The 18,163-nt window shown below is 31.1% G+C and carries 19 protein-coding genes; 17 read left to right on the top strand and 2 right to left on the bottom strand.

The window, feature by feature from the left end; genetic code table 11:
• Position 1: 1 nt before the first annotated feature.
• Positions 2-742 carry a multidrug efflux RND transporter periplasmic adaptor subunit CmeE gene (cmeE, locus tag AJ936_RS07670; protein ID WP_070210233.1) on the bottom strand — a complete coding sequence of 247 codons (741 nt, stop codon included), beginning with the start codon at positions 740-742 and terminating at the stop codon, positions 2-4.
• A complete protein-coding gene (cmeD, locus tag AJ936_RS07665) occupies positions 739-2,013 on the bottom strand; it encodes a multidrug efflux RND transporter outer membrane subunit CmeD (RefSeq protein ID WP_070274270.1) in 1,275 nt (424 codons plus the stop codon). The genes cmeE and cmeD overlap by 4 nt, the downstream gene beginning before the upstream one ends.
• A 125-nt stretch (positions 2,014-2,138) precedes the next feature.
• Here cmeD and lepA point away from each other — a divergent pair, with 125 nt between their 5' ends.
• The 17 genes from lepA to AJ936_RS07580 all read left to right on the top strand — a co-directional run bounded on the left by lepA (position 2,139) and on the right by AJ936_RS07580 (position 18,147).
• Entirely contained in the window at positions 2,139-3,935 is a 1,797-nt protein-coding gene (lepA, locus tag AJ936_RS07660) for a translation elongation factor 4 (protein WP_002880740.1), read from the top strand.
• Between the two features lie 76 nt (positions 3,936-4,011).
• Positions 4,012-4,656, top strand: coding sequence for an outer membrane lipoprotein MapA (gene mapA / locus AJ936_RS07655; protein ID WP_002880739.1), 645 nt, complete (start codon positions 4,012-4,014; stop codon positions 4,654-4,656).
• On the top strand, positions 4,653-5,228 hold the full coding sequence (locus AJ936_RS07650; protein WP_002880738.1) for a ComF family protein: 576 nt from the start codon (positions 4,653-4,655) through the stop codon (positions 5,226-5,228). The genes mapA and AJ936_RS07650 overlap by 4 nt, the downstream gene beginning before the upstream one ends.
• A 40-nt stretch (positions 5,229-5,268) precedes the next feature.
• Complete coding sequence (gene gyrA, locus AJ936_RS07645) at positions 5,269-7,857, top strand: DNA topoisomerase (ATP-hydrolyzing) subunit A (protein WP_002880737.1); 2,589 nt, start codon at positions 5,269-5,271, stop codon at positions 7,855-7,857.
• A 66-nt stretch (positions 7,858-7,923) separates the two neighbouring features.
• Entirely contained in the window at positions 7,924-8,439 is a 516-nt protein-coding gene (gene flgP / locus AJ936_RS07640) for a flagellar assembly lipoprotein FlgP (RefSeq protein WP_002880736.1), read from the top strand.
• Entirely contained in the window at positions 8,415-8,864 is a 450-nt protein-coding gene (gene flgQ, locus AJ936_RS07635) for a flagellar assembly protein FlgQ (protein WP_002870586.1), read from the top strand. Before flgP ends, flgQ begins: the two co-directional genes overlap by 25 nt.
• A 56-nt stretch (positions 8,865-8,920) precedes the next feature.
• On the top strand, positions 8,921-10,222 hold the full coding sequence (gene flgR / locus AJ936_RS07630) for a fla regulon two-component system response regulator (protein WP_002867162.1): 1,302 nt from the start codon (positions 8,921-8,923) through the stop codon (positions 10,220-10,222).
• Positions 10,222-11,253: an aspartate-semialdehyde dehydrogenase gene (locus AJ936_RS07625; protein ID WP_002880732.1), complete on the top strand. Its 1,032-nt coding sequence runs from the start codon at positions 10,222-10,224 to the stop codon at positions 11,251-11,253. Before flgR ends, AJ936_RS07625 begins: the two co-directional genes overlap by 1 nt.
• An 8-nt stretch (positions 11,254-11,261) precedes the next feature.
• Positions 11,262-11,768 carry a YqhA family protein gene (locus AJ936_RS07620; protein WP_002852919.1) on the top strand — a complete coding sequence of 169 codons (507 nt, stop codon included), beginning with the start codon at positions 11,262-11,264 and terminating at the stop codon, positions 11,766-11,768.
• Between the two features lie 51 nt (positions 11,769-11,819).
• Entirely contained in the window at positions 11,820-12,011 is a 192-nt protein-coding gene (locus AJ936_RS07615; RefSeq protein ID WP_002861753.1) for a mini-MOMP protein, read from the top strand.
• An 8-nt stretch (positions 12,012-12,019) separates the two neighbouring features.
• Positions 12,020-12,454: a c-type cytochrome gene (locus tag AJ936_RS07610; protein WP_002853959.1), complete on the top strand. Its 435-nt coding sequence runs from the start codon at positions 12,020-12,022 to the stop codon at positions 12,452-12,454.
• Between the two features lie 30 nt (positions 12,455-12,484).
• Entirely contained in the window at positions 12,485-13,600 is a 1,116-nt protein-coding gene (locus tag AJ936_RS07605; protein WP_070242938.1) for an ABC transporter substrate-binding protein, read from the top strand.
• 21 nt (positions 13,601-13,621) lie between these two features.
• Positions 13,622-14,731 carry an ABC transporter substrate-binding protein gene (locus AJ936_RS07600; protein ID WP_070242939.1) on the top strand — a complete coding sequence of 370 codons (1,110 nt, stop codon included), beginning with the start codon at positions 13,622-13,624 and terminating at the stop codon, positions 14,729-14,731.
• An 18-nt stretch (positions 14,732-14,749) separates the two neighbouring features.
• Entirely contained in the window at positions 14,750-15,646 is an 897-nt protein-coding gene (locus tag AJ936_RS07595; RefSeq protein ID WP_002881774.1) for a branched-chain amino acid ABC transporter permease, read from the top strand.
• Entirely contained in the window at positions 15,646-16,698 is a 1,053-nt protein-coding gene (locus AJ936_RS07590; protein WP_070274268.1) for a branched-chain amino acid ABC transporter permease, read from the top strand. The genes AJ936_RS07595 and AJ936_RS07590 overlap by 1 nt, the downstream gene beginning before the upstream one ends.
• Entirely contained in the window at positions 16,695-17,465 is a 771-nt protein-coding gene (locus AJ936_RS07585) for an ABC transporter ATP-binding protein (protein ID WP_044793971.1), read from the top strand. The genes AJ936_RS07590 and AJ936_RS07585 overlap by 4 nt, the downstream gene beginning before the upstream one ends.
• Positions 17,452-18,147 (top strand): ABC transporter ATP-binding protein, encoded by a 696-nt coding sequence (locus AJ936_RS07580; protein ID WP_002852965.1) that lies wholly within the window; start codon positions 17,452-17,454, stop codon positions 18,145-18,147. The genes AJ936_RS07585 and AJ936_RS07580 overlap by 14 nt, the downstream gene beginning before the upstream one ends.
• The last annotated feature ends 16 nt before the right edge of the window (positions 18,148-18,163 follow it).

The raw sequence follows: 18,163 nt of genomic DNA, 5'->3' as shown, positions 1-18,163 counted from the left end.
TTTAATCTTTAGTGATAATTCTACCTTCACCAAAAAGCCCTGGTGTTAAATTTGTGGTTTGCACTTCAGCATAAATTTTTCTTGTTTTTACTTCTATACTTGGATAGATAAGGCTGATTTTTCCTTTCAATTCTGTACCATTTTGATCGATTTTGTAAAAGAAATCATCGCCTAATTTAACTTTATCTTTGTATTTTTCATCAAAACTTAAAATCAGTTTGCTTTGTGGATAGGAAAAAATTTCTATTAAAGGTTGAGCTACTCCTCCTACTCCTTCACCCACTTGTATAAATTTATTTGCGATAATAGCATCATAAGGTGCGCGCAATTCTTTTTTTGTCATGATATTTTTATAATAAGCTATATTGATTTTTGCTTTGTTTAAATTTAAATTAGCTGCATCAAACTTAGCTTTCATATCTTCATAGCTTTGTTTGTCTATAACATTTTCTACAGCTTTGATTTTTTGCATTTTGCTTTTGGTATTTTCGTATTCTACAAGAGCAAGTTGATAAGAATTTTGGGCATTTTGAAGAGCTATTTTTTCACTTTCTTGATCAAGAGCAAGTAAAAGTTCTCCTTTGCTGACTTTTTGTCCAATTTCTACAGGAATTTTTTGAACTAAACCTATGCTTTCAAGGGCAAGTTTACTTTGTTTTGATGCTTCTACATTGAAACTTGCATAAATTTCTTCGCCAAAGGCGCAATTAAAAGCAAGAAGTAAAAATAGAATTTTTTTCATTCTTTAACCTTTGAATTAAGATCTATACCTGCATTAAAATAATAATTTGCTTTAGTAATTTCAAATTCATTTTTAGCAAGCTCTAAATCGCTTTGTGCTTTAAATTTAGCCTCTAAAGCTTGAAGATATTCCACATAAGAAACAAGTCCTGCTTGGTATTTTTTATCTACACTTTCAAAAGCCAAATTTGCAGCATTTAAGCTAAGATTAAGAGCTAAAATTTGTTCTTGTAAAACTTTTAAACTTTTGTCTAAATAATTTAATTCTTCTTTATTTTTTCTCTCACTAAATCTTGCGTTTGCATTGGCTATTTGAACGTTTAAACGCTCTTTTTCAACTTCTTTAGCCCTTGCATTGAAATCAAAAATTTTCCATTCCATGCCTAAAATAAACTGATTACCTTGAGAATATTTTTCTAAGAATTGATCCGCTAAATTTGCAAAAGGAGTCGGAACTTTTGGATTATAATTGTTTTTATAAAAGTTAAAATTATCTTGAATATAAAATTTTGGAAAATATTCAGCTTTTGCTAAATTTACACTTTCTTTAGCAAGATTGATTTGTTCTTTAGCTATCATTACTTCATAGTTTTGACTTTTTTCTTGTTGTGGATTTTCTAAAAAAGCATTCCCTTGCACTTTAAAATCTGTATCGCTTAAAATTTTAATCTCTTTTTGTATATTGGCAAGTTTTAATTCATTTTGACTGAGCTCTAATAAGCTTAAATGGTATTTAGCTTTAATGCTTTCAAGTTCATCTTTAGGGCTAAGTCCTGCGTCGTAAAATTTTTGTAATCTTTCAAAAGTTGATTTTAAAAAAGCTACTTTTTGTTGATTTGCTAGTAAAATTTTTTCAAGACTTAGGGTGTTAAAATAAAGTGTGATTGCATTTAGGGCAAGGTAATTTTTATTTTGTTCTTTGTCTAAAAGGCTTAATTTTTCTCTGCTTTCTAAAGCTTTTAAATTGGCCTCTCTAGCACCCCCATCAAAAAGTAAAAAATTAAGAGAGACTTTAGCAAATAAACTTTCTTGTGGATCGATAATGAAGCGATCTTTATTGTTGGCTACATAAGCTGAGTTTAGACCAAGAGAGGGTAGGTAATTTCTAAAAGCTTGTTCTTTGTCCAAATTTGCTTGTTCGCTTTGCATTTGTTTAATGAGATAGGATTCGTTATTTTGACTTAGTGCTATAAATTCGTGCAAATTAGAAGCTAACATTGCTAAGGGATAAAGAGCTAAAAACATAGCTGATTTTAAATATTTTTCAAACATTTGATATTTTAGTATGCTTTATATAAATTTCAATTGAAGTTTTTTATATAAAATAAAATTTATTTGTTTTAAACATAAATTTTGTTAAAATCCTAGCTTTAAAATTTTATATTTAGGATGAAATTTTGTCGGTAAAAAATATTAGAAATTTTTCTATTATAGCTCATATAGATCATGGAAAATCTACTCTTGCAGATAGGATTATTAGCGAGTGTGGTGCTATTAGTGATAGGCAGATGAGTTCACAAGTTATGGATACTATGGATATAGAAAAAGAGCGTGGTATCACTATAAAAGCACAATCGGTGCGTTTAAATTATAAATTTAATAACGAAAATTTTGTTTTAAATCTTATTGATACTCCTGGCCATGTGGATTTTTCTTATGAAGTGAGTCGTTCTTTGGCAAGTTGTGAAGGGGCTTTACTTGTAGTAGATGCTTCTCAAGGTGTTGAAGCACAGACTATAGCTAATGTTTATATAGCGCTTGAAAATAATCTTGAAATCATTCCTGTGATTAATAAAATCGATTTGCCTAATGCTGATATTGAAAAAGTCAAGCATGAAATCGAGCATATTATAGGTATAGATTGTAAAGACGCCATTTGCGTGAGTGCAAAAACAGGAGTGGGTATAAAAGAGCTTATAGAAACAATTATTACTAAAATCCCTGCACCAAAAACAGATGATGAAGCTCCTACTAAGGCTTTAATTTATGATTCTTGGTTTGATAATTATTTGGGTGCTTTGGCTTTAGTTAGGATTTATGAAGGAAGTATTGCTAAAAATGATGAAGTTTTAGTCATGAGTACGGATAAAAAACATATAGTTCAAGATCTTTTTTATCCTCATCCTTTAAGCCCAATTAAAACTCAATCTTTACAATCAGGTGAAGTAGGCGTGGTGGTTTTAGGGCTTAAAACTGTAGGTGATGTACAAGTAGGCGATACTATTACTTTAGTAAAAAACAAGGCTAAAGAAGCCATAGGCGGTTTTGAAAAGGCTAAAGCTTTTGTCTTTGCAGGACTTTATCCTATAGAAACGGATAAATTTGAAGATTTAAGAGATGCTTTAGATAAGCTAAAACTTAACGATAGTTCTATTACCTATGAGCCTGAAACTTCTTTGGCTTTAGGCTTTGGTTTTAGGGTAGGGTTTTTAGGACTTTTACACATGGAAGTGATCAAAGAAAGACTTGAAAGAGAATTTAATCTTGATTTAATTGCTACAGCTCCAACTGTGACTTATGAAATTTATCAAACCGATGGAGAACTTGTTAAAATTCAAAATCCTAGCGAGCTTCCTCCTGTTAATAAAATCGATCATATAAAAGAGCCTTATGTTAAAGCCACTATCATTACTCCAAGTGAATTTTTAGGGAATTTAATCACTCTTTTAAATCGCAAAAGAGGAGTGCAGGTTAAAATGGACTATATCACACCTGAGCGTGTTTTGCTAGAATATGATGTACCTTTAAATGAGATTGTGATGGATTTTTATGATAAATTAAAGTCCTTAACAAAAGGCTATGCGAGTTTTGATTATGAACCTATAGAATTTAGAGTAGGGGATTTGGTAAAACTTGATATTAAAGTGGCGGGTGAAAATGTTGATGCGCTAAGCATTATCGTGCCTAATGAGAAAGCACAAGGTAAAGGAAGAGAGCTTGTTAGCGCTATGAAGGAAATAGTTCCTAGACAGCTTTTTGAAGTGGCCATTCAAGCAAGTATTGGAAATAAAATCATCGCAAGGGAGACTGTTAAATCCATGGGTAAAAATGTGACAGCAAAATGCTATGGTGGGGATATTACTAGAAAAAGAAAGCTTTTAGAAAAGCAAAAAGAAGGTAAAAAAAGAATGAAAGCTATAGGTAAGGTAAATTTACCTCAAGAAGCTTTTTTGAGTGTTTTAAAGATAGATTGATGATAAATTTAAAACTTGGCTTGAAATTTGCTTGTATTTTTAATACAATTTTAAAATAATTTTCTAAGGAGAAAAAATGTTTAAAAAATTTTTGATTTTTATAGCGCCTATTTTATTTTTGAGTGCTTGTGCAACTAAACAAGATACTTTTGCTCAAGTTAATCAAATTTCTAGAAATTCTCAATGCAGTTCTTGCGAAAGTCCTGATGGCTTTGAAGCAAAGATTAAAGGGCTTTTATACATTAGCGATGTTGGAATTCAATGTTGTGCCAATAAACGCACTTTAGACACTGGTATTGCTTTAAAAAAGGTTTATTTGCATAGATTTTATGATTTAAAAGAAGGACAAAAAGTTTTAAATGCTAAAGGGAAAAAGTTATTTGTTGATGTGAATTTTAATGCGGTATTTTATACTTATTTAAAACAAGAACTTGAAGCTAGAGGAATAGTTGTGCTTGACAATAACGATCAAAATTCACCTTATGTGAGTAAGATTGATTTAGAATTTATATCTTATGGAGCAACTCAAGATACTACAGGATTACATTCAAAACTAGTAGGAGTTTTACAAGTTAGCGATATAAACAAAAATAAGAAATTTACAATCCGCACCAAGCAAGATGTACAAGGTTTCGATGATCTAAAAGAAACAACTTTTTATACTCATTTGTTAATAAAACAAATGGCAAATAAAGCAGCTAGTTTAATCTCTGAACTTTGAGGTGTATAAATTGCGGAGCTTTTGCTCTGCTTTGCTTTTGTGATTTATGTGAGCTAGAGCTTTCTGAATTTTCCTTAAATGTAAGAAAGCTTGATAATAATTTCAAAGTCTATTCTTTTTATAAATACCATGAGATACAACACTTGCTTCACTCTAAACATTATTTTTATGGTTATTTCGTTTATAAAATGCTTGCTAAATTAAGTTTTGCAAAATTTAAAGATTTTTTTGATCCTAGAATGACAATTAATGTTATAGCTTTAGATGATAAGGTTGAAGATATGCTTTATTCACATTCTGCTATTTTAGCTAGATATCTTAAAACAAAATTTGTAAAACCTGTTTTTAATATTTTAAAAGCACAAAATCATATTAAATATTCTGGAAAAAGTTTAGAATTTCGTCAAAAACATAAAAGAAATTACAAACTCTTAAAAACCATTCACGAACCTGTAATTTTAGTAGATGATATTGTAACGACTGGTTCTAGCCTTTTGGAAGCTAAAAAAGTTTTAGAAGAAAATAAAATTTCTGTACTTTTTGCTCTTGTTTTAGCTGATGCAAAAGTTTAATATGCTATAATCAAAACTTTGAACTAATAGAAGGATTTTTATGGAGAATATTTTTAGCAAAGATTCTGATATTGAACTTGTAGATATAGAAAATTCTATAAAAAGTAGTTATTTAGACTATTCTATGAGTGTTATTATAGGTCGTGCTTTGCCTGACGCAAGAGATGGTTTAAAGCCTGTTCATAGAAGAATTTTATATGCTATGCAAAATGACGAGGCAAAAAGTAGGACAGATTTTGTCAAATCAGCCCGTATAGTGGGTGCTGTTATAGGTCGTTATCACCCACATGGAGATACAGCAGTTTATGATGCTTTGGTTAGAATGGCTCAAGATTTTTCTATGAGATATCCAAGTATTACAGGACAAGGCAACTTTGGATCTATAGATGGCGATAGCGCTGCTGCGATGCGTTATACTGAAGCAAAAATGAGCAAACTTTCTCATGAACTTTTAAAAGATATAGATAAAGATACGGTCGATTTTGTTCCAAATTATGATGGTTCAGAAAGTGAACCTGATGTTTTACCTTCTAGGGTTCCAAATTTATTACTAAATGGTTCAAGTGGTATAGCTGTAGGTATGGCGACAAACATCCCACCTCATAGTTTAAATGAGTTGATAGATGGAATTTTATATTTGCTTGATAATAAAGATGCAAGCTTAGAAGAGATTATGCAGTTTATCAAAGGTCCAGATTTTCCAACAGGTGGAATAATTTATGGTAAAAAAGGTATTATAGAAGCTTATCGCACAGGGCGTGGTCGCGTGAAAGTGCGCGCTAAAACTCATATTGAAAAAAAGACAAATAAAGATGTTATTGTTATAGATGAGCTTCCTTATCAAACCAATAAAGCTAGACTTATAGAGCAGATTGCAGAGCTTGTTAAAGAAAAGCAAATTGAAGGAATATCTGAAGTAAGAGATGAGAGTAATAAAGAAGGAATCCGCGTTGTTATAGAGCTTAAACGTGAGGCTATGAGTGAAATTGTTTTAAATAATCTATTTAAATCTACCACTATGGAAAGTACTTTTGGTGTGATTATGTTGGCAATTCACAATAAAGAACCTAAAATTTTCTCTTTGTTAGAACTTTTAAATCTTTTCTTAACCCATAGAAAAACAGTTATTATTAGAAGAACGATTTTTGAACTTCAAAAGGCAAGAGCAAGAGCTCATATTTTAGAAGGTCTTAAAATTGCACTTGATAATATAGATGAAGTGATTGCTTTAATTAAAAACAGTTCTGATAATAATACCGCAAGAGATTCTTTGGTAGCTAAATTTGGTCTTAGTGAGCTTCAAGCCAATGCTATTTTAGATATGAAACTGGGTCGTTTAACAGGACTTGAAAGAGAAAAAATCGAAAATGAACTTGCAGAATTAATGAAAGAAATTGCAAGACTTGAAGAAATTTTAAAAAGTGAAACCTTGCTTGAAAATTTAATTCGCGATGAATTAAAAGAAATTAGAAGTAAATTTGATGTGCCACGTATTACTCAAATTGAAGATGATTATGATGATATTGATATTGAAGATTTGATTCCTAATGAAAATATGGTTGTAACTATTACGCATCGCGGTTATATTAAGCGTGTGCCTAGTAAACAATATGAAAAGCAAAAACGAGGCGGAAAAGGAAAATTAGCCGTTACGACTTATGATGATGATTTTATAGAAAGTTTCTTTACGGCAAATACACATGATACGCTTATGTTTGTAACAGATCGTGGACAGCTTTATTGGCTTAAAGTTTATAAAATTCCTGAAGGCTCAAGAACGGCTAAAGGAAAAGCAGTGGTAAATCTTATCAATTTACAAGCTGAAGAAAAAATCATGGCTATTATTCCAACCACGGATTTTGATGAGAGTAAATCTTTATGTTTCTTTACTAAAAATGGTATTGTAAAGCGTACAAATTTGAGTGAATATCAAAATATCAGAAGTGTAGGAGTTAGAGCGATCAACTTGGATGAAAATGATGAGTTGGTAACTGCTATTATTGTTCAAAGAGATGAAAATGAAATTTTTACCAGTGGTGGTGAAGAAAATTTAGAAAATCAAGAAATTGAAAATTTAGATGATGAAAATTTTGAAAATGAAGAAAGTATAAACACACAAGGTAAAATGCTCTTTGCAGTAACCAAAAAAGGTATGTGTATCAAATTCCCACTTGCCAAAGTGCGTGAAATCGGCCGTGTAAGTCGTGGGGTGACGGCTATTAAGTTTAAAGAGAAAAATGACGAATTAGTAGGTGCAGTTGTTGTAGAAAATGATGAGCAAGAAATTTTAAGCATAAGCGCAAAAGGTATAGGAAAACGCACCAATGCTGGAGAATATAGATTACAAAGCAGAGGTGGTAAGGGTGTAATTTGCATGAAACTTACAGAAAAAACTAAAGATCTTATTAGCGTAGTTATAGTAGATGAAACTATGGATTTGATGGCTCTTACAAGTTCAGGCAAGATGATACGTGTTGATATGCAAAGTATTAGAAAAGCAGGGCGTAACACAAGTGGCGTCATCGTTGTTAACGTGGAAAATGACGAGGTGGTTAGCATCGCTAAGTGTCCTAAAGAGGAAAATGATGAGGATGAGTTAAGCGATGAAAACTTTGGTTTAGATTTGTAATAAGTTTAAAGTTGGAACGCTTATTGCTTTTTATTTTACTAATTACAATATTTTGAAGGTGTAAAAATGAAAAAAATTTATTTTATGCTAGCAATAGCAGGAATTTTCGCTGGTTGTGTACCAAGTGTAAACAGTGCAACTAAAAATTCAAGTGCAAATAGCACTGCTCCATCTCAAGATGTTATCGTGCAAAAAGTCGATAAAGATGATGTGCGTGATATTATCAGAGAAGAAAAAATGTTGGCTCCAGATGCTAGCGAAACGGAACTTAGTTTTACAGCAGTTGGTGAAGGGATTGCTCCGATGAATACAGTTTCTACTGCTCAAGCCCTAGCTTTAGCAAAAAGAGCAGCGATTACAGATGCTTACAGACAGCTTGCAAGTAAGCTTTATGGTGTGAAAGTAAATGGTAAAGACACTGTAAAAGATGCAATGCTTAGAAGTTCAACTATTACTGCGCAAGTAAATGGTTTGATTAAAAATGCAAGTATTATTGATGAGAATTTTAATCAAGGGCTTTATAGAGTAAACTTAGAACTTAAAATCGATGCAGACAAGTGGAAAGAATTGTTTGCTTATTAATCTTTTTTAGCTTTAAGCTTTTTGCCCAAGATGAATTTATTTTTTGGGCAGAGCTTTCTAGTAAAAATTTCATTCTCTTTCATCAAAATCAAAATTTATCCTTAGCAATGACGCAAAGTGAAAATACTGAAGAACAATGGGTATGTGAAATTTCTTATAGTGTTCAAGATTTAAAAGTTTTACCTCGAACTTCTTTAGGATTGATTGATGATAATATGCCAAAAATAACTAAATTTAATTTTTTAAATTCTCATAAAGATGAGTTAAGTGATTGCTTTATAGGAGCTAGAATCAGTGTTAAGGATATTGTTAATACCGACTTATTACGTGCCCAAAGTGAAACCTATGTTAAAATTTTACCCTTACGTTTTACCGTGGAATTTGGCGAACAAAATGCGATAATTTATTATCTTAAAAAAAAGTAAATTCAAAATTAAGCGCAAATTAGATACTATAGCAGAAATTTTTTAAAAGGCTTAGGATGAATTTAGTCATAGTAGAAGATGATATTAATATGCGTAAATCCTTAGAAATTGCATTAGCAGAGTATGAAGAATTTAATATTAAATCTTACAAATCTGCCACTGAGGCTTTAAAAAAAATAGATGAGAATACAGATTTGATTATTACAGATATTAATATGCCAGGAATTGATGGCATAGAATTTGTTAAAGCCTGTGAAAATAAATATGATTTTATTATTATGACAGGAAATGCTACTTTAAGCCGTGCTATAGAAGCGGTTCGTTTGGGAGTAAAAGATTTTCTAACCAAGCCTTTTGATGTTGATACTTTAGTCGAGGCTATTAAGCGTGCTAAAATCATAAGAGAAAAAACAGCCGATAAAAAAAGCAAAAAAAATGAAAAAAAAGAAGAAAATAAAGATTTTTTTTCAACTTCTCCTAATTTAGAAAAAACATTAAATTTAAGTCAAAAAGCGGCTAAAACTGATGCTTCTGTAATGTTTTTTGGAGAGAGTGGAGTAGGAAAAGAGGTATTTTCTCGTTATATTCACACTCATTCTAAACGCTCTAATAAGCCTTTTGTTGCTATTAATATGGCAGCCATTCCTGCAAATTTGATTGAAAGTGAGCTTTTTGGTTTTGAAAAAGGTGCTTTTACTGATGCCAATGCAACTAAAATAGGGCTTTTTGAAATGGCTAATGAGGGCACTTTGTTTTTAGATGAAATTGGCGAAATGCCTTATGAAATTCAAGCCAAACTTTTAAGAGCTTTGCAAGAAAAAGAAATTACGCGACTTGGAAGTACGAAAAGCATCAAAATAGATGTAAGAATTATCAGTGCAACTAATGCAAATTTAGATGAAAAAATAAAAAATGGCGAATTTCGTTCAGATTTATATTATCGTTTAAACACTGTTCCTATTAATATCCCACCTTTAAGAGAGCGCAAAGAAGAAATTTTAGGTATAGCTCAAAAGGTTTTAGAAGATACTTGTAAAGAATATGATTTTAAGGAAAAACAGCTCAGCCAAGAAGCTAAAAATGCTTTACTTGAATATGATTTTCCTGGTAATATTAGAGAATTAATATCCGTTGTACAAAGAGCTTGTATTTTAAGTGAAAATGATGAAATTTCAAGTGAAGATTTGTTCTTAGAAGCTAGAAGTATAAAAAAAGATGTAAAGAATTTAGAAAAAGAATTGATTTGTGAAGTTCTTTTAAGTGTAGATTATGACAAGGATCAAGCTTCTCAAATTTTAGGTATGGATATAAAAATTTTAAATGAAAAAATTAAAAAATATCAAATAAAGGATAAGTAATGTCAAAAAAACAAAAAATAGCCATTGTGGGTGCTACTGGTGCGGTTGGGGAAGAGCTTTTAAATGTTTTAGATGAACTTGATTTCCCAGTGGAAAGTATTTTACCTTTAGCAAGTGCAAAAAGTGTAGGTAGTGAAGTAGAATTTAAAGGCAAAGCTTATAAAGTCAAAGAACTTACTGAAAATGTATTTAAAGAAAATCCTATTGATATTGCTTTTTTTAGCGCAGGTGGAAGTGTGAGTGAAAAATATGCTAAATTTGCAGCAGAATCTGGTGCTGTTGTTATTGATAATACAAGTCATTTTAGAATGGAAAAAGATGTTCCTTTGGTGGTTCCTGAATGCAATCCTGAGGATATTAAAGATTGGAAAAAAACAGGGATTATTGCTAATCCAAATTGTTCTACCATACAAATGGTGCAAGTTTTAAAACCTTTAAATGATGCATTTAATTTAAAGCGTGTTGATGTAAGTACCTATCAGGCTGCAAGTGGAGCAGGAAAAGAAGGAATGCAAGAATTGGTCGAAGCCATGCAAAGTTTTTTTGCTTTTAAACTTGATGAGTTTAAATCTCAAACTTTTCCTTATACTTTAGCACTTAATCTTATTCCACAAATTGATGTTTTTATGGATAATGATTACACCAAAGAAGAACTTAAAATGGTCAATGAAACTCAAAAAATTTTACATAAAAATTTAGAAGTTTCAGCAACTTGTGTAAGAGTACCTGTTTTAAGAAGTCATAGCGAAGCCATTACTATGCATTTTGAAAAAGAAATAGATGTAAAAAAAGCTAAAGAAATTTTAGAAAAAGCACCAAGTGTTGTTGTCATAGATGATCCTAAAAATAAAAAATACCCTATGCCTTTAATGACAAGTGATACTAATGAAACTTATGTAGGAAGAATTCGCGCTGATGTGTATGATAAAAAAATACTCCATCTTTGGTGTGTGGCAGATCAAATTCGTGTAGGTGCTGCAACAAATGCTGTGCGTATTGCGCAAAAATGGTTAGAATTAAAAAATAAATAAGGAAAAAAATGTTAGAGAAAATATTTGAATCTTTACTTGTTAGAAGTCGTATTGTTACAATTTTACCCGTAATTTTTGGTTTAATTGGAGCTTTTGTATTGTTTTTTATTGCAAGTTATGATGTTTTAAAAGTTATATTTTATACTTATAATTATTTTTTTGATGCAGGTTCTAATGTGGATTTGCATGAGGATGTGGTGGCTTTAATTATAGGAGCTGTTGATCTTTATCTTATGGCTTTAGTTTTGTTTATTTTTTCTTTTGGAGTTTATGAGCTTTTTATCAGCGAAATAGAAGAATTTAAACAAACAAAACAAAGCAAGGTTTTAGAGGTGCATAGCTTAGATCAATTAAAAGACAAGCTTGCAAAAGTTATCATTATGGTCTTAGTGGTAAATTTCTTTCAAAGGGTTTTACAGATGAAATTTGCTACTCCTGTGGATATGGCTTTTCTTGCTGGATCGATTTTAGCTCTTTGTGTAGGACTTTATTTTTTACATAAAGGTGGTCATTAACAAGGATTATCTTTTTTTGATATAATCGTTTTTTGTGTTTAAAGAATAAAAATGAAAAAAATGTTTTTAATTGGTATGATTTTAAATCATTTTGTTTTTGCAGCTCCGTTAGATGAAGTCTTTAAAGATATAGAAGTTTCAGGGACTGTTCGTTATCGCTATGATATTAAAAAAGAAAAAAAATACAACAAAAAAACACATAGATATCAAAATAAAACACAAACGGAAATTACAATAAAATAAGGAAAATCATGATTATACGATGGTTGTTTATTAGTTCAATATTTGTTGTTGCGCTTTTTGGTATTAACTTGAAATCATTTTTTACTTATACCTTTGATGCAAATAAGCAATATGATATGGAAAAAGCGAAGGCTTTGTATTTTCAAAATAAATGCAATACTTGCCATGGAGATAATGCTGAAAAGAGTGTTATAGGATCTAGAATTTTAAAAGATATGTCTCCTGAGGATATTAAAGGAGCTTTGATAGGTTATACTCTTGATAGTAGCAGTTCTACAACAGCTTCTCAAATGGCTTTTTATGCTAGAAATTTAAGCCACGAGGATATAGATAATATTATTGCTTATATTAAAGGTGGAAATTTTGCGCTTGATTTGCAAGTAAAAGACCTTCTTGAAGAAGAACCTGCGCAAAAAACAAAACATAATATATTTCTAAAATAAAATGTAAAAACTATAATTAAAAGGAATGCTATGAAAAAACTAACTTTAACTTTAAGTGTTTTAACTATGGTAAATTGCTTATATGCTAAGGATATTAATATAGGAGTAGTTTTACCTTTAACTGGAACTGTGGCAGCTTATGGGCAAGATGTTTTTAACGGAATTGAACTGGCTAATAAGCTACAACCAAAACTTTCAAATGGAGATGTTATTAAACTTATCACAATAGATACAAAAGGAGATAAGCTTGAAACTTCAAACGGAGTTAATCGTTTAATAGCAACAGATAAAGTCCTTGGGATTATTGGTGAAGCTACAACTCCAAATACTATTCAAGCTATTTCTATAGCAGAAGAGAAAAAAATTCCCCTAATAGCTCCAGTGGCATCTGGAGATAAATTGCTAGATAAAAAGAAATATGCAAGTAGAGTTTGTTTTAAAGACAGTTTTCAAGGAGATAAATTTGCTACTTATGTATCTAAGGATTTAGGGCTTAAAAATGCTGTTATCATCATAGATCAAAGCAATGTTTATTCTTTAGGTTTGGCAAGAGCTTTTGAAAATTCTTTTAAGAATAATGGTGGGAAAATTATAAAAAAACTTGTTATTAATTCAGGAGATAAAGATTTTAGAGCTGTGGTTTCTCAACTTAAGAGTTTAAATCCTGATTTTGTTTATATGCCTATTTATCATCCTGAAGCTGCTTTAATTGCGAGACAAGCAAGACAAATTGGTTTTGATAAACTTTTAGCAGCAGGAGATGGTGTTAATAATCAAACTTTTATAGATCTTGGCGGGAGTGCTGTTAATGGAGTAATTTTCACTGATAGTTTTGATTATAACAATCCATTTACACAATTAGGAAAAGATTTTGTTGTAGCTTATGAGAAAGTTAAAGGAACAAAAGAACTTCCAGCATTTTCGGCTATGGGTGCTGATGCGTATTTTGTGATGTTGAATGCTATGAATGCTTGCGTTGATAATCTTAGCAGTGAATGTATTAATAGCAAAATTCATCAAACTAAAGATTTTCAAGCTGTTGGTGGTGTGATTAGCATAGATGAAAGCGGTAATGCTATTCGTTCTGTTGTGATTAAAGAAATTCAAAATCAAAAACAAAATTATAAAACAATTATAAATCCATAATTACTAAAATAAAGGTAGAGAATGAAAAAAAGTTTAATTTTAGCAAGTATTCTAGGTTTAAGTTTAAGTGCTGCGGAAGTCAAAATAGGAGTTGTTTTACCACTTAGCGGAGCTACTGCAGCATATGGACAAAGTGCACTAGAAGGGATTAAACTTGCAAATTCAATGCAATCAACTTTAAGTAATGGAGATAAGGTTTCTCTTGCTATTATTGATACTAAGGGTGATAAATTAGAATCTTCGAGTGGAGCAAATCGTTTAATTTCTCAAGATAAAGTTATAGGTCTTATAGGGGAAATGGTTACTGCTAATACATTGCAAGTTATGCGCGTAGCAGAGGATAATAAAATTCCATTGATCGCTCCTGCTGCAACTGGCGATAGATTGCTTGATAAAAAAATATATTCTTCTCGAGTATGTTTTATGGATAGTTTTCAAGGTTCATCTTTAGCAAAATATGTTTTTTCAAAACTTAATTACAAAAGTGCTGTTATTGTGGTAGATCAAAGCACTGACTATTCTTTAGGTTTAGCAAAAGCTTTTGAAAAACAGTACAAGTCTAATGGTGGTCAAATTCTTAGAATTTTAAGAGTTAATTCAGGTGATAAAGATTTTAGAGCTATTGTAGCTCAAGTTAAAAGTTTAAATCCAGAATTTATTTTTTTACCGCTTTATTATAGTGAAGCTTCTTTATTTGCAAGACAATCAAAACTCGCAGGTTTAAATATTCCTATGGGTTCTGCAGATGGAGTTGCTGATCAAACTTTTATTAGTTTAGCTGGAGATGCAAGCGAGGGTTATATTTTCACAGATAGTTTTGATGCTAATAATCCAACTACAAAATTAAGCAAAGAATTTATTAGTGTTTATGAAAAAGCTAAAGGAACAAAAGAAGTTCCAAATTTTTCGGCTATGGGTGCTGATGCGTATTTTGTAATGCTAAATGCTATGAATGCTTGCGTTGATAATCTTACTAGTAAGTGCGTCAATGAAAAAATTCACCAAACTAAAAATTATCAAGGTGTTTCTGGTGTTATTAGCATTGATCAAACAGGAAATGCAACTCGTTCTGTAGTGGTTAAAGAAATTAAAAATCGAAAGCAAAATTATAAAGATATTATCAATCCTTAAAGGAAAAATAGAAAGATTATGGATTCTACTTTATTTTTACAACAACTTGTTAATGGGCTTAGTTTGGGTAGTATGTATGCTCTTATTGCTGTTGGCTATACTATGGTTTATGGCGTGTTAAGACTTATTAATTTTGCTCACGGCGATATTATGATGGTTGGTGCTTATGCAGCTCTTTTTTGCATGACTAACCTAAATGTTCCTTTTCTAGGAGCTTTATCTTTAGCAATGATTTTTGCTGCCTGTGTTGGAATGGCTACAGATAGAATTGCTTATAAACCTTTAAGACAGGCTCCTAGAATTTCATTGTTGATTACAGCAATTGGTATTAGTTTTTTCTTGCAAAATCTTTTTAATATGCTTTTTACTTCAACACCTAGAACTTTTACACCGCCAAGTTATTTTGAGGAAAGTGTTAATTTTGGTGGAGTGATAACAACTTATGGTTCTTTAATGGTTCCTGCTCTTACATTTGTTATTTTAATAGCAGTGTTATGGATTTTGTATAAAAGCAAATATGGTATAGCTATTCGTGCTTTAGCATTTGATATACAAACAGTAAATTTAATGGGTATAGATGCAAATCGTATTATTGCTATAGTTTTTGCCCTAGGTTCAGCTTTGGCAGCAGTTGGAGGTGTTTTTTGGGCTGCAAATTATTACTCTGTTGAACCTACTATGGGAACTTTAATAGGTTTGAAAGCTTTTGCTGCTGCCGTTTTAGGAGGTATAGGTTCTGTAGTAGGTGCAGTTTTGGGTGGACTTATTATAGGATTTACTGAAGTTGTTGTTGTGGCTTTTTTCCCAGATTTATCAGGCTTTAAAGATGCATTTGCTTTTATTTTTTTGGTGTTTATATTGTTATTTAGGCCTACGGGAATTTTAGGTATAAATTTTGAAAAGAGTAGGTTTTAATGATGGTTAAAATTAAGGTTTCACATTTAATCTTTTTAATTGCTTCAATTATTTTTATTTTCATTTCTCCTTATATTTTTGGGGACTATGGATTAAACATTGTTAATCAAATTGCTATTTTTATTATTTTGGCTGTGAGTTACAACCTTATTAATGGTGTAACTGGACAATTTTCACTAGAACCCAATGGATTTGTTGCGATTGGAGCTTATGCAGCTGCTTTAGTTCTTTTAAGTGCTGATGCAAAAAATGATCAGTTTTTTTTAGATGGTCCTAGTTCTTTTATTTTAGCTATCCATTCAAATTCCTTTATTCTAGCTTTAATTGTAGCTGGAATTTGTTCATCTTTGCTTGCCCTGATTTTAGCTTTTGCTGTATTTCGCGTGAGAGGGGATTATTTAGCTATTGTAACTTTAGGCTTTGGAATAATTATTAAAATAGCTGCTATTAATTTTCCTTCTATTACTAATGGCTCAAGAGGACTGGTAGATATTCCACAATTTTCCACGATCTATTGGACAGGCGGTATTGCTATTGTAGCGGTTATTTTAATTTTAAATATAGTTTATTCTAAATATGGTCGTGCAATGAAGGCTATAAGAGATGATGAAGATGCTGCAAGTGCCATGGGAATAAATACTTTTTGGATAAAAACTTTAGCTTTTGGCACTTCAGCATTTTTAGAAGGTATAGGTGGTGGACTTTTAGCTTGTCTGTTGACTACCGTATCTCCAACTCAATTTGATTTTTTACTTACTTTCCAGCTTTTGATTATTATTGTTTTGGGTGGACTTGGTTCTACTACAGGTGCTATCATAGGTGCGATATTGGTTATTGGTGGAAGCGAGTGGCTTAGATTTTTAGATGAGTTAAATATAAAAATAGATTCTTTAAATCTTGATATCCAATCAACACCAGGACTTAGAATGGTTGTTTTTTCTATTGTTCTGATTTTAGTAATGCTTTTTGCAAGAAAAGGCATAATGGGTTATTATGAGTTGAGTGATGTGATTAGAGGGATTAAAAAGCGTTTTAAAAGGAGTAAAAAATGATTTTGGAATTAAAACAAATTTCAAAAAGTTTTGGTAGTGTTAAGGCTATTAATGAAACTTCTTTTAAAATCAATGAGGGTGAAATTTTTGCTTTAATTGGACCTAACGGGGCTGGTAAAACAACTCTTTTTAATATTATAACAGGTAACTATAAACCTAGTTCAGGTTCGGTTGAATTTCTAGGAGAAAGAATTGATCACTTAAAACCTCATAAGATTGTGCATTTAGGAATAGCTAGAACATTTCAAAATATTAGACTTTTTTCAAGTATGAATGTGCTTGAAAATGTTCTTATTGGTTTTAATAAACAAATGAAATATAATATTTTTGAAGCCTTTTTGCATTTAGGACGTTTTGGAAAAATAGAACAAGTATTTAAAGAGAAGGCTTATGCAATATTAGAAGAACTTGGTATTGCAGAATTTGTTCATGAAAAGGCTACTAGCTTAAGTTATGGACAACAAAGAAAAGTTGAGATTGCAAGAGCAATGGCTACTCAGCCAAGATTATTATTGCTTGATGAGCCAGCCGCTGGGATGAATAGCTCTGAGAGCGATGAACTTGCTGAGCTCATTTTTAAATTACGAAAAGATTATAAAATTAGCGTTTTACTTATAGAGCATGATATGAAATTTGTAAATAAATTGTGTGATCGCGTATTGGTGCTTGATTATGGAAAAACAATTTTTGAAGGTAAACTTTGCGATGCTGTAAATCATAAAGAAGTAATTGCTGCGTATTTAGGGGATTTTGATGCTAATAGTTAAAGATTTGCATGTTTATTATGGATTAATTGAAGCTGTTAAAGGGATTGATTTTAAAGTGGAAACAGGTCATATTGTTTCTCTTATAGGTTCAAATGGAGCAGGTAAAACTTCAACTTTAAATGCGCTTTTAAACTCAGTTAAAAGAACTGGTGAGGTTAATTTCTTAGGTTATGATACTAAAAGACATTTAACTCATACTTTAGTTCAAAAAGGTATAGCTTTAGTTCCTGAAGGAAGGCGTGTTTTTATCAATTTAAGCGTAGAGGAAAATTTAAAAATAGGTGCTTTTAATAATGCTGAAAATTATGAGCATTTAAGAGAGCAAATGTATAAACTTTTTCCAAGACTTGCAAGCAAAAAGCATGCTTTAGCTGGAACATTGAGTGGAGGGGAAGCGCAAATGCTTGCGATTTCAAGGGCTTTAATGAGCGAACCAAAACTTTTGATGTTGGATGAGCCTTCTTTGGGACTTGCTCCAAAGATTGTGGGCGAAGTTTTTGATATTATTGTGCGTTTAAAAGAAGAGGGTATAACTATTCTTTTGGTAGAGCAAAATGCTTATTCTGCATTAAAAATAAGTGATTATGCTTATGTTTTGGAAAATGGTCGCATTGTAATGGAAAACGAGGCTAAAAATTTAATAGGTGATGATGAGATTAGAAAGAAATATTTAGGGCTTTAAAATTTAAAGGAAAAAG

Origin of the sequence: Campylobacter sp. BCW_6877, from assembly GCF_001762445.1 — a bacterium.
Lineage (GTDB): Bacteria > Campylobacterota > Campylobacteria > Campylobacterales > Campylobacteraceae > Campylobacter_D > Campylobacter_D jejuni.
Note: the sequence above shows the minus strand (reverse complement) of the source record. Positions and strands in the feature narration are given on the sequence as shown.

Coding starts and splice junctions, on each gene's coding strand:
- cmeE (WP_070210233.1), bottom strand. CDS start 742: ATGAAAAAAATTCTATTTTTACTTCTTGCTTTTAATTGCGCCTTTGGC.
- cmeD (WP_070274270.1), bottom strand. CDS start 2,013: ATGTTTGAAAAATATTTAAAATCAGCTATGTTTTTAGCTCTTTATCCC.
- mapA (WP_002880739.1), top strand. CDS start 4,012: ATGTTTAAAAAATTTTTGATTTTTATAGCGCCTATTTTATTTTTGAGT.
- gyrA (WP_002880737.1), top strand. CDS start 5,269: ATGGAGAATATTTTTAGCAAAGATTCTGATATTGAACTTGTAGATATA.
- flgP (WP_002880736.1), top strand. CDS start 7,924: ATGAAAAAAATTTATTTTATGCTAGCAATAGCAGGAATTTTCGCTGGT.
- flgR (WP_002867162.1), top strand. CDS start 8,921: ATGAATTTAGTCATAGTAGAAGATGATATTAATATGCGTAAATCCTTA.
- AJ936_RS07625 (WP_002880732.1), top strand. CDS start 10,222: ATGTCAAAAAAACAAAAAATAGCCATTGTGGGTGCTACTGGTGCGGTT.
- AJ936_RS07620 (WP_002852919.1), top strand. CDS start 11,262: ATGTTAGAGAAAATATTTGAATCTTTACTTGTTAGAAGTCGTATTGTT.
- AJ936_RS07615 (WP_002861753.1), top strand. CDS start 11,820: ATGAAAAAAATGTTTTTAATTGGTATGATTTTAAATCATTTTGTTTTT.
- AJ936_RS07610 (WP_002853959.1), top strand. CDS start 12,020: ATGATTATACGATGGTTGTTTATTAGTTCAATATTTGTTGTTGCGCTT.
- AJ936_RS07605 (WP_070242938.1), top strand. CDS start 12,485: ATGAAAAAACTAACTTTAACTTTAAGTGTTTTAACTATGGTAAATTGC.
- AJ936_RS07600 (WP_070242939.1), top strand. CDS start 13,622: ATGAAAAAAAGTTTAATTTTAGCAAGTATTCTAGGTTTAAGTTTAAGT.
- AJ936_RS07595 (WP_002881774.1), top strand. CDS start 14,750: ATGGATTCTACTTTATTTTTACAACAACTTGTTAATGGGCTTAGTTTG.
- AJ936_RS07590 (WP_070274268.1), top strand. CDS start 15,646: ATGATGGTTAAAATTAAGGTTTCACATTTAATCTTTTTAATTGCTTCA.
- AJ936_RS07585 (WP_044793971.1), top strand. CDS start 16,695: ATGATTTTGGAATTAAAACAAATTTCAAAAAGTTTTGGTAGTGTTAAG.
- AJ936_RS07580 (WP_002852965.1), top strand. CDS start 17,452: ATGCTAATAGTTAAAGATTTGCATGTTTATTATGGATTAATTGAAGCT.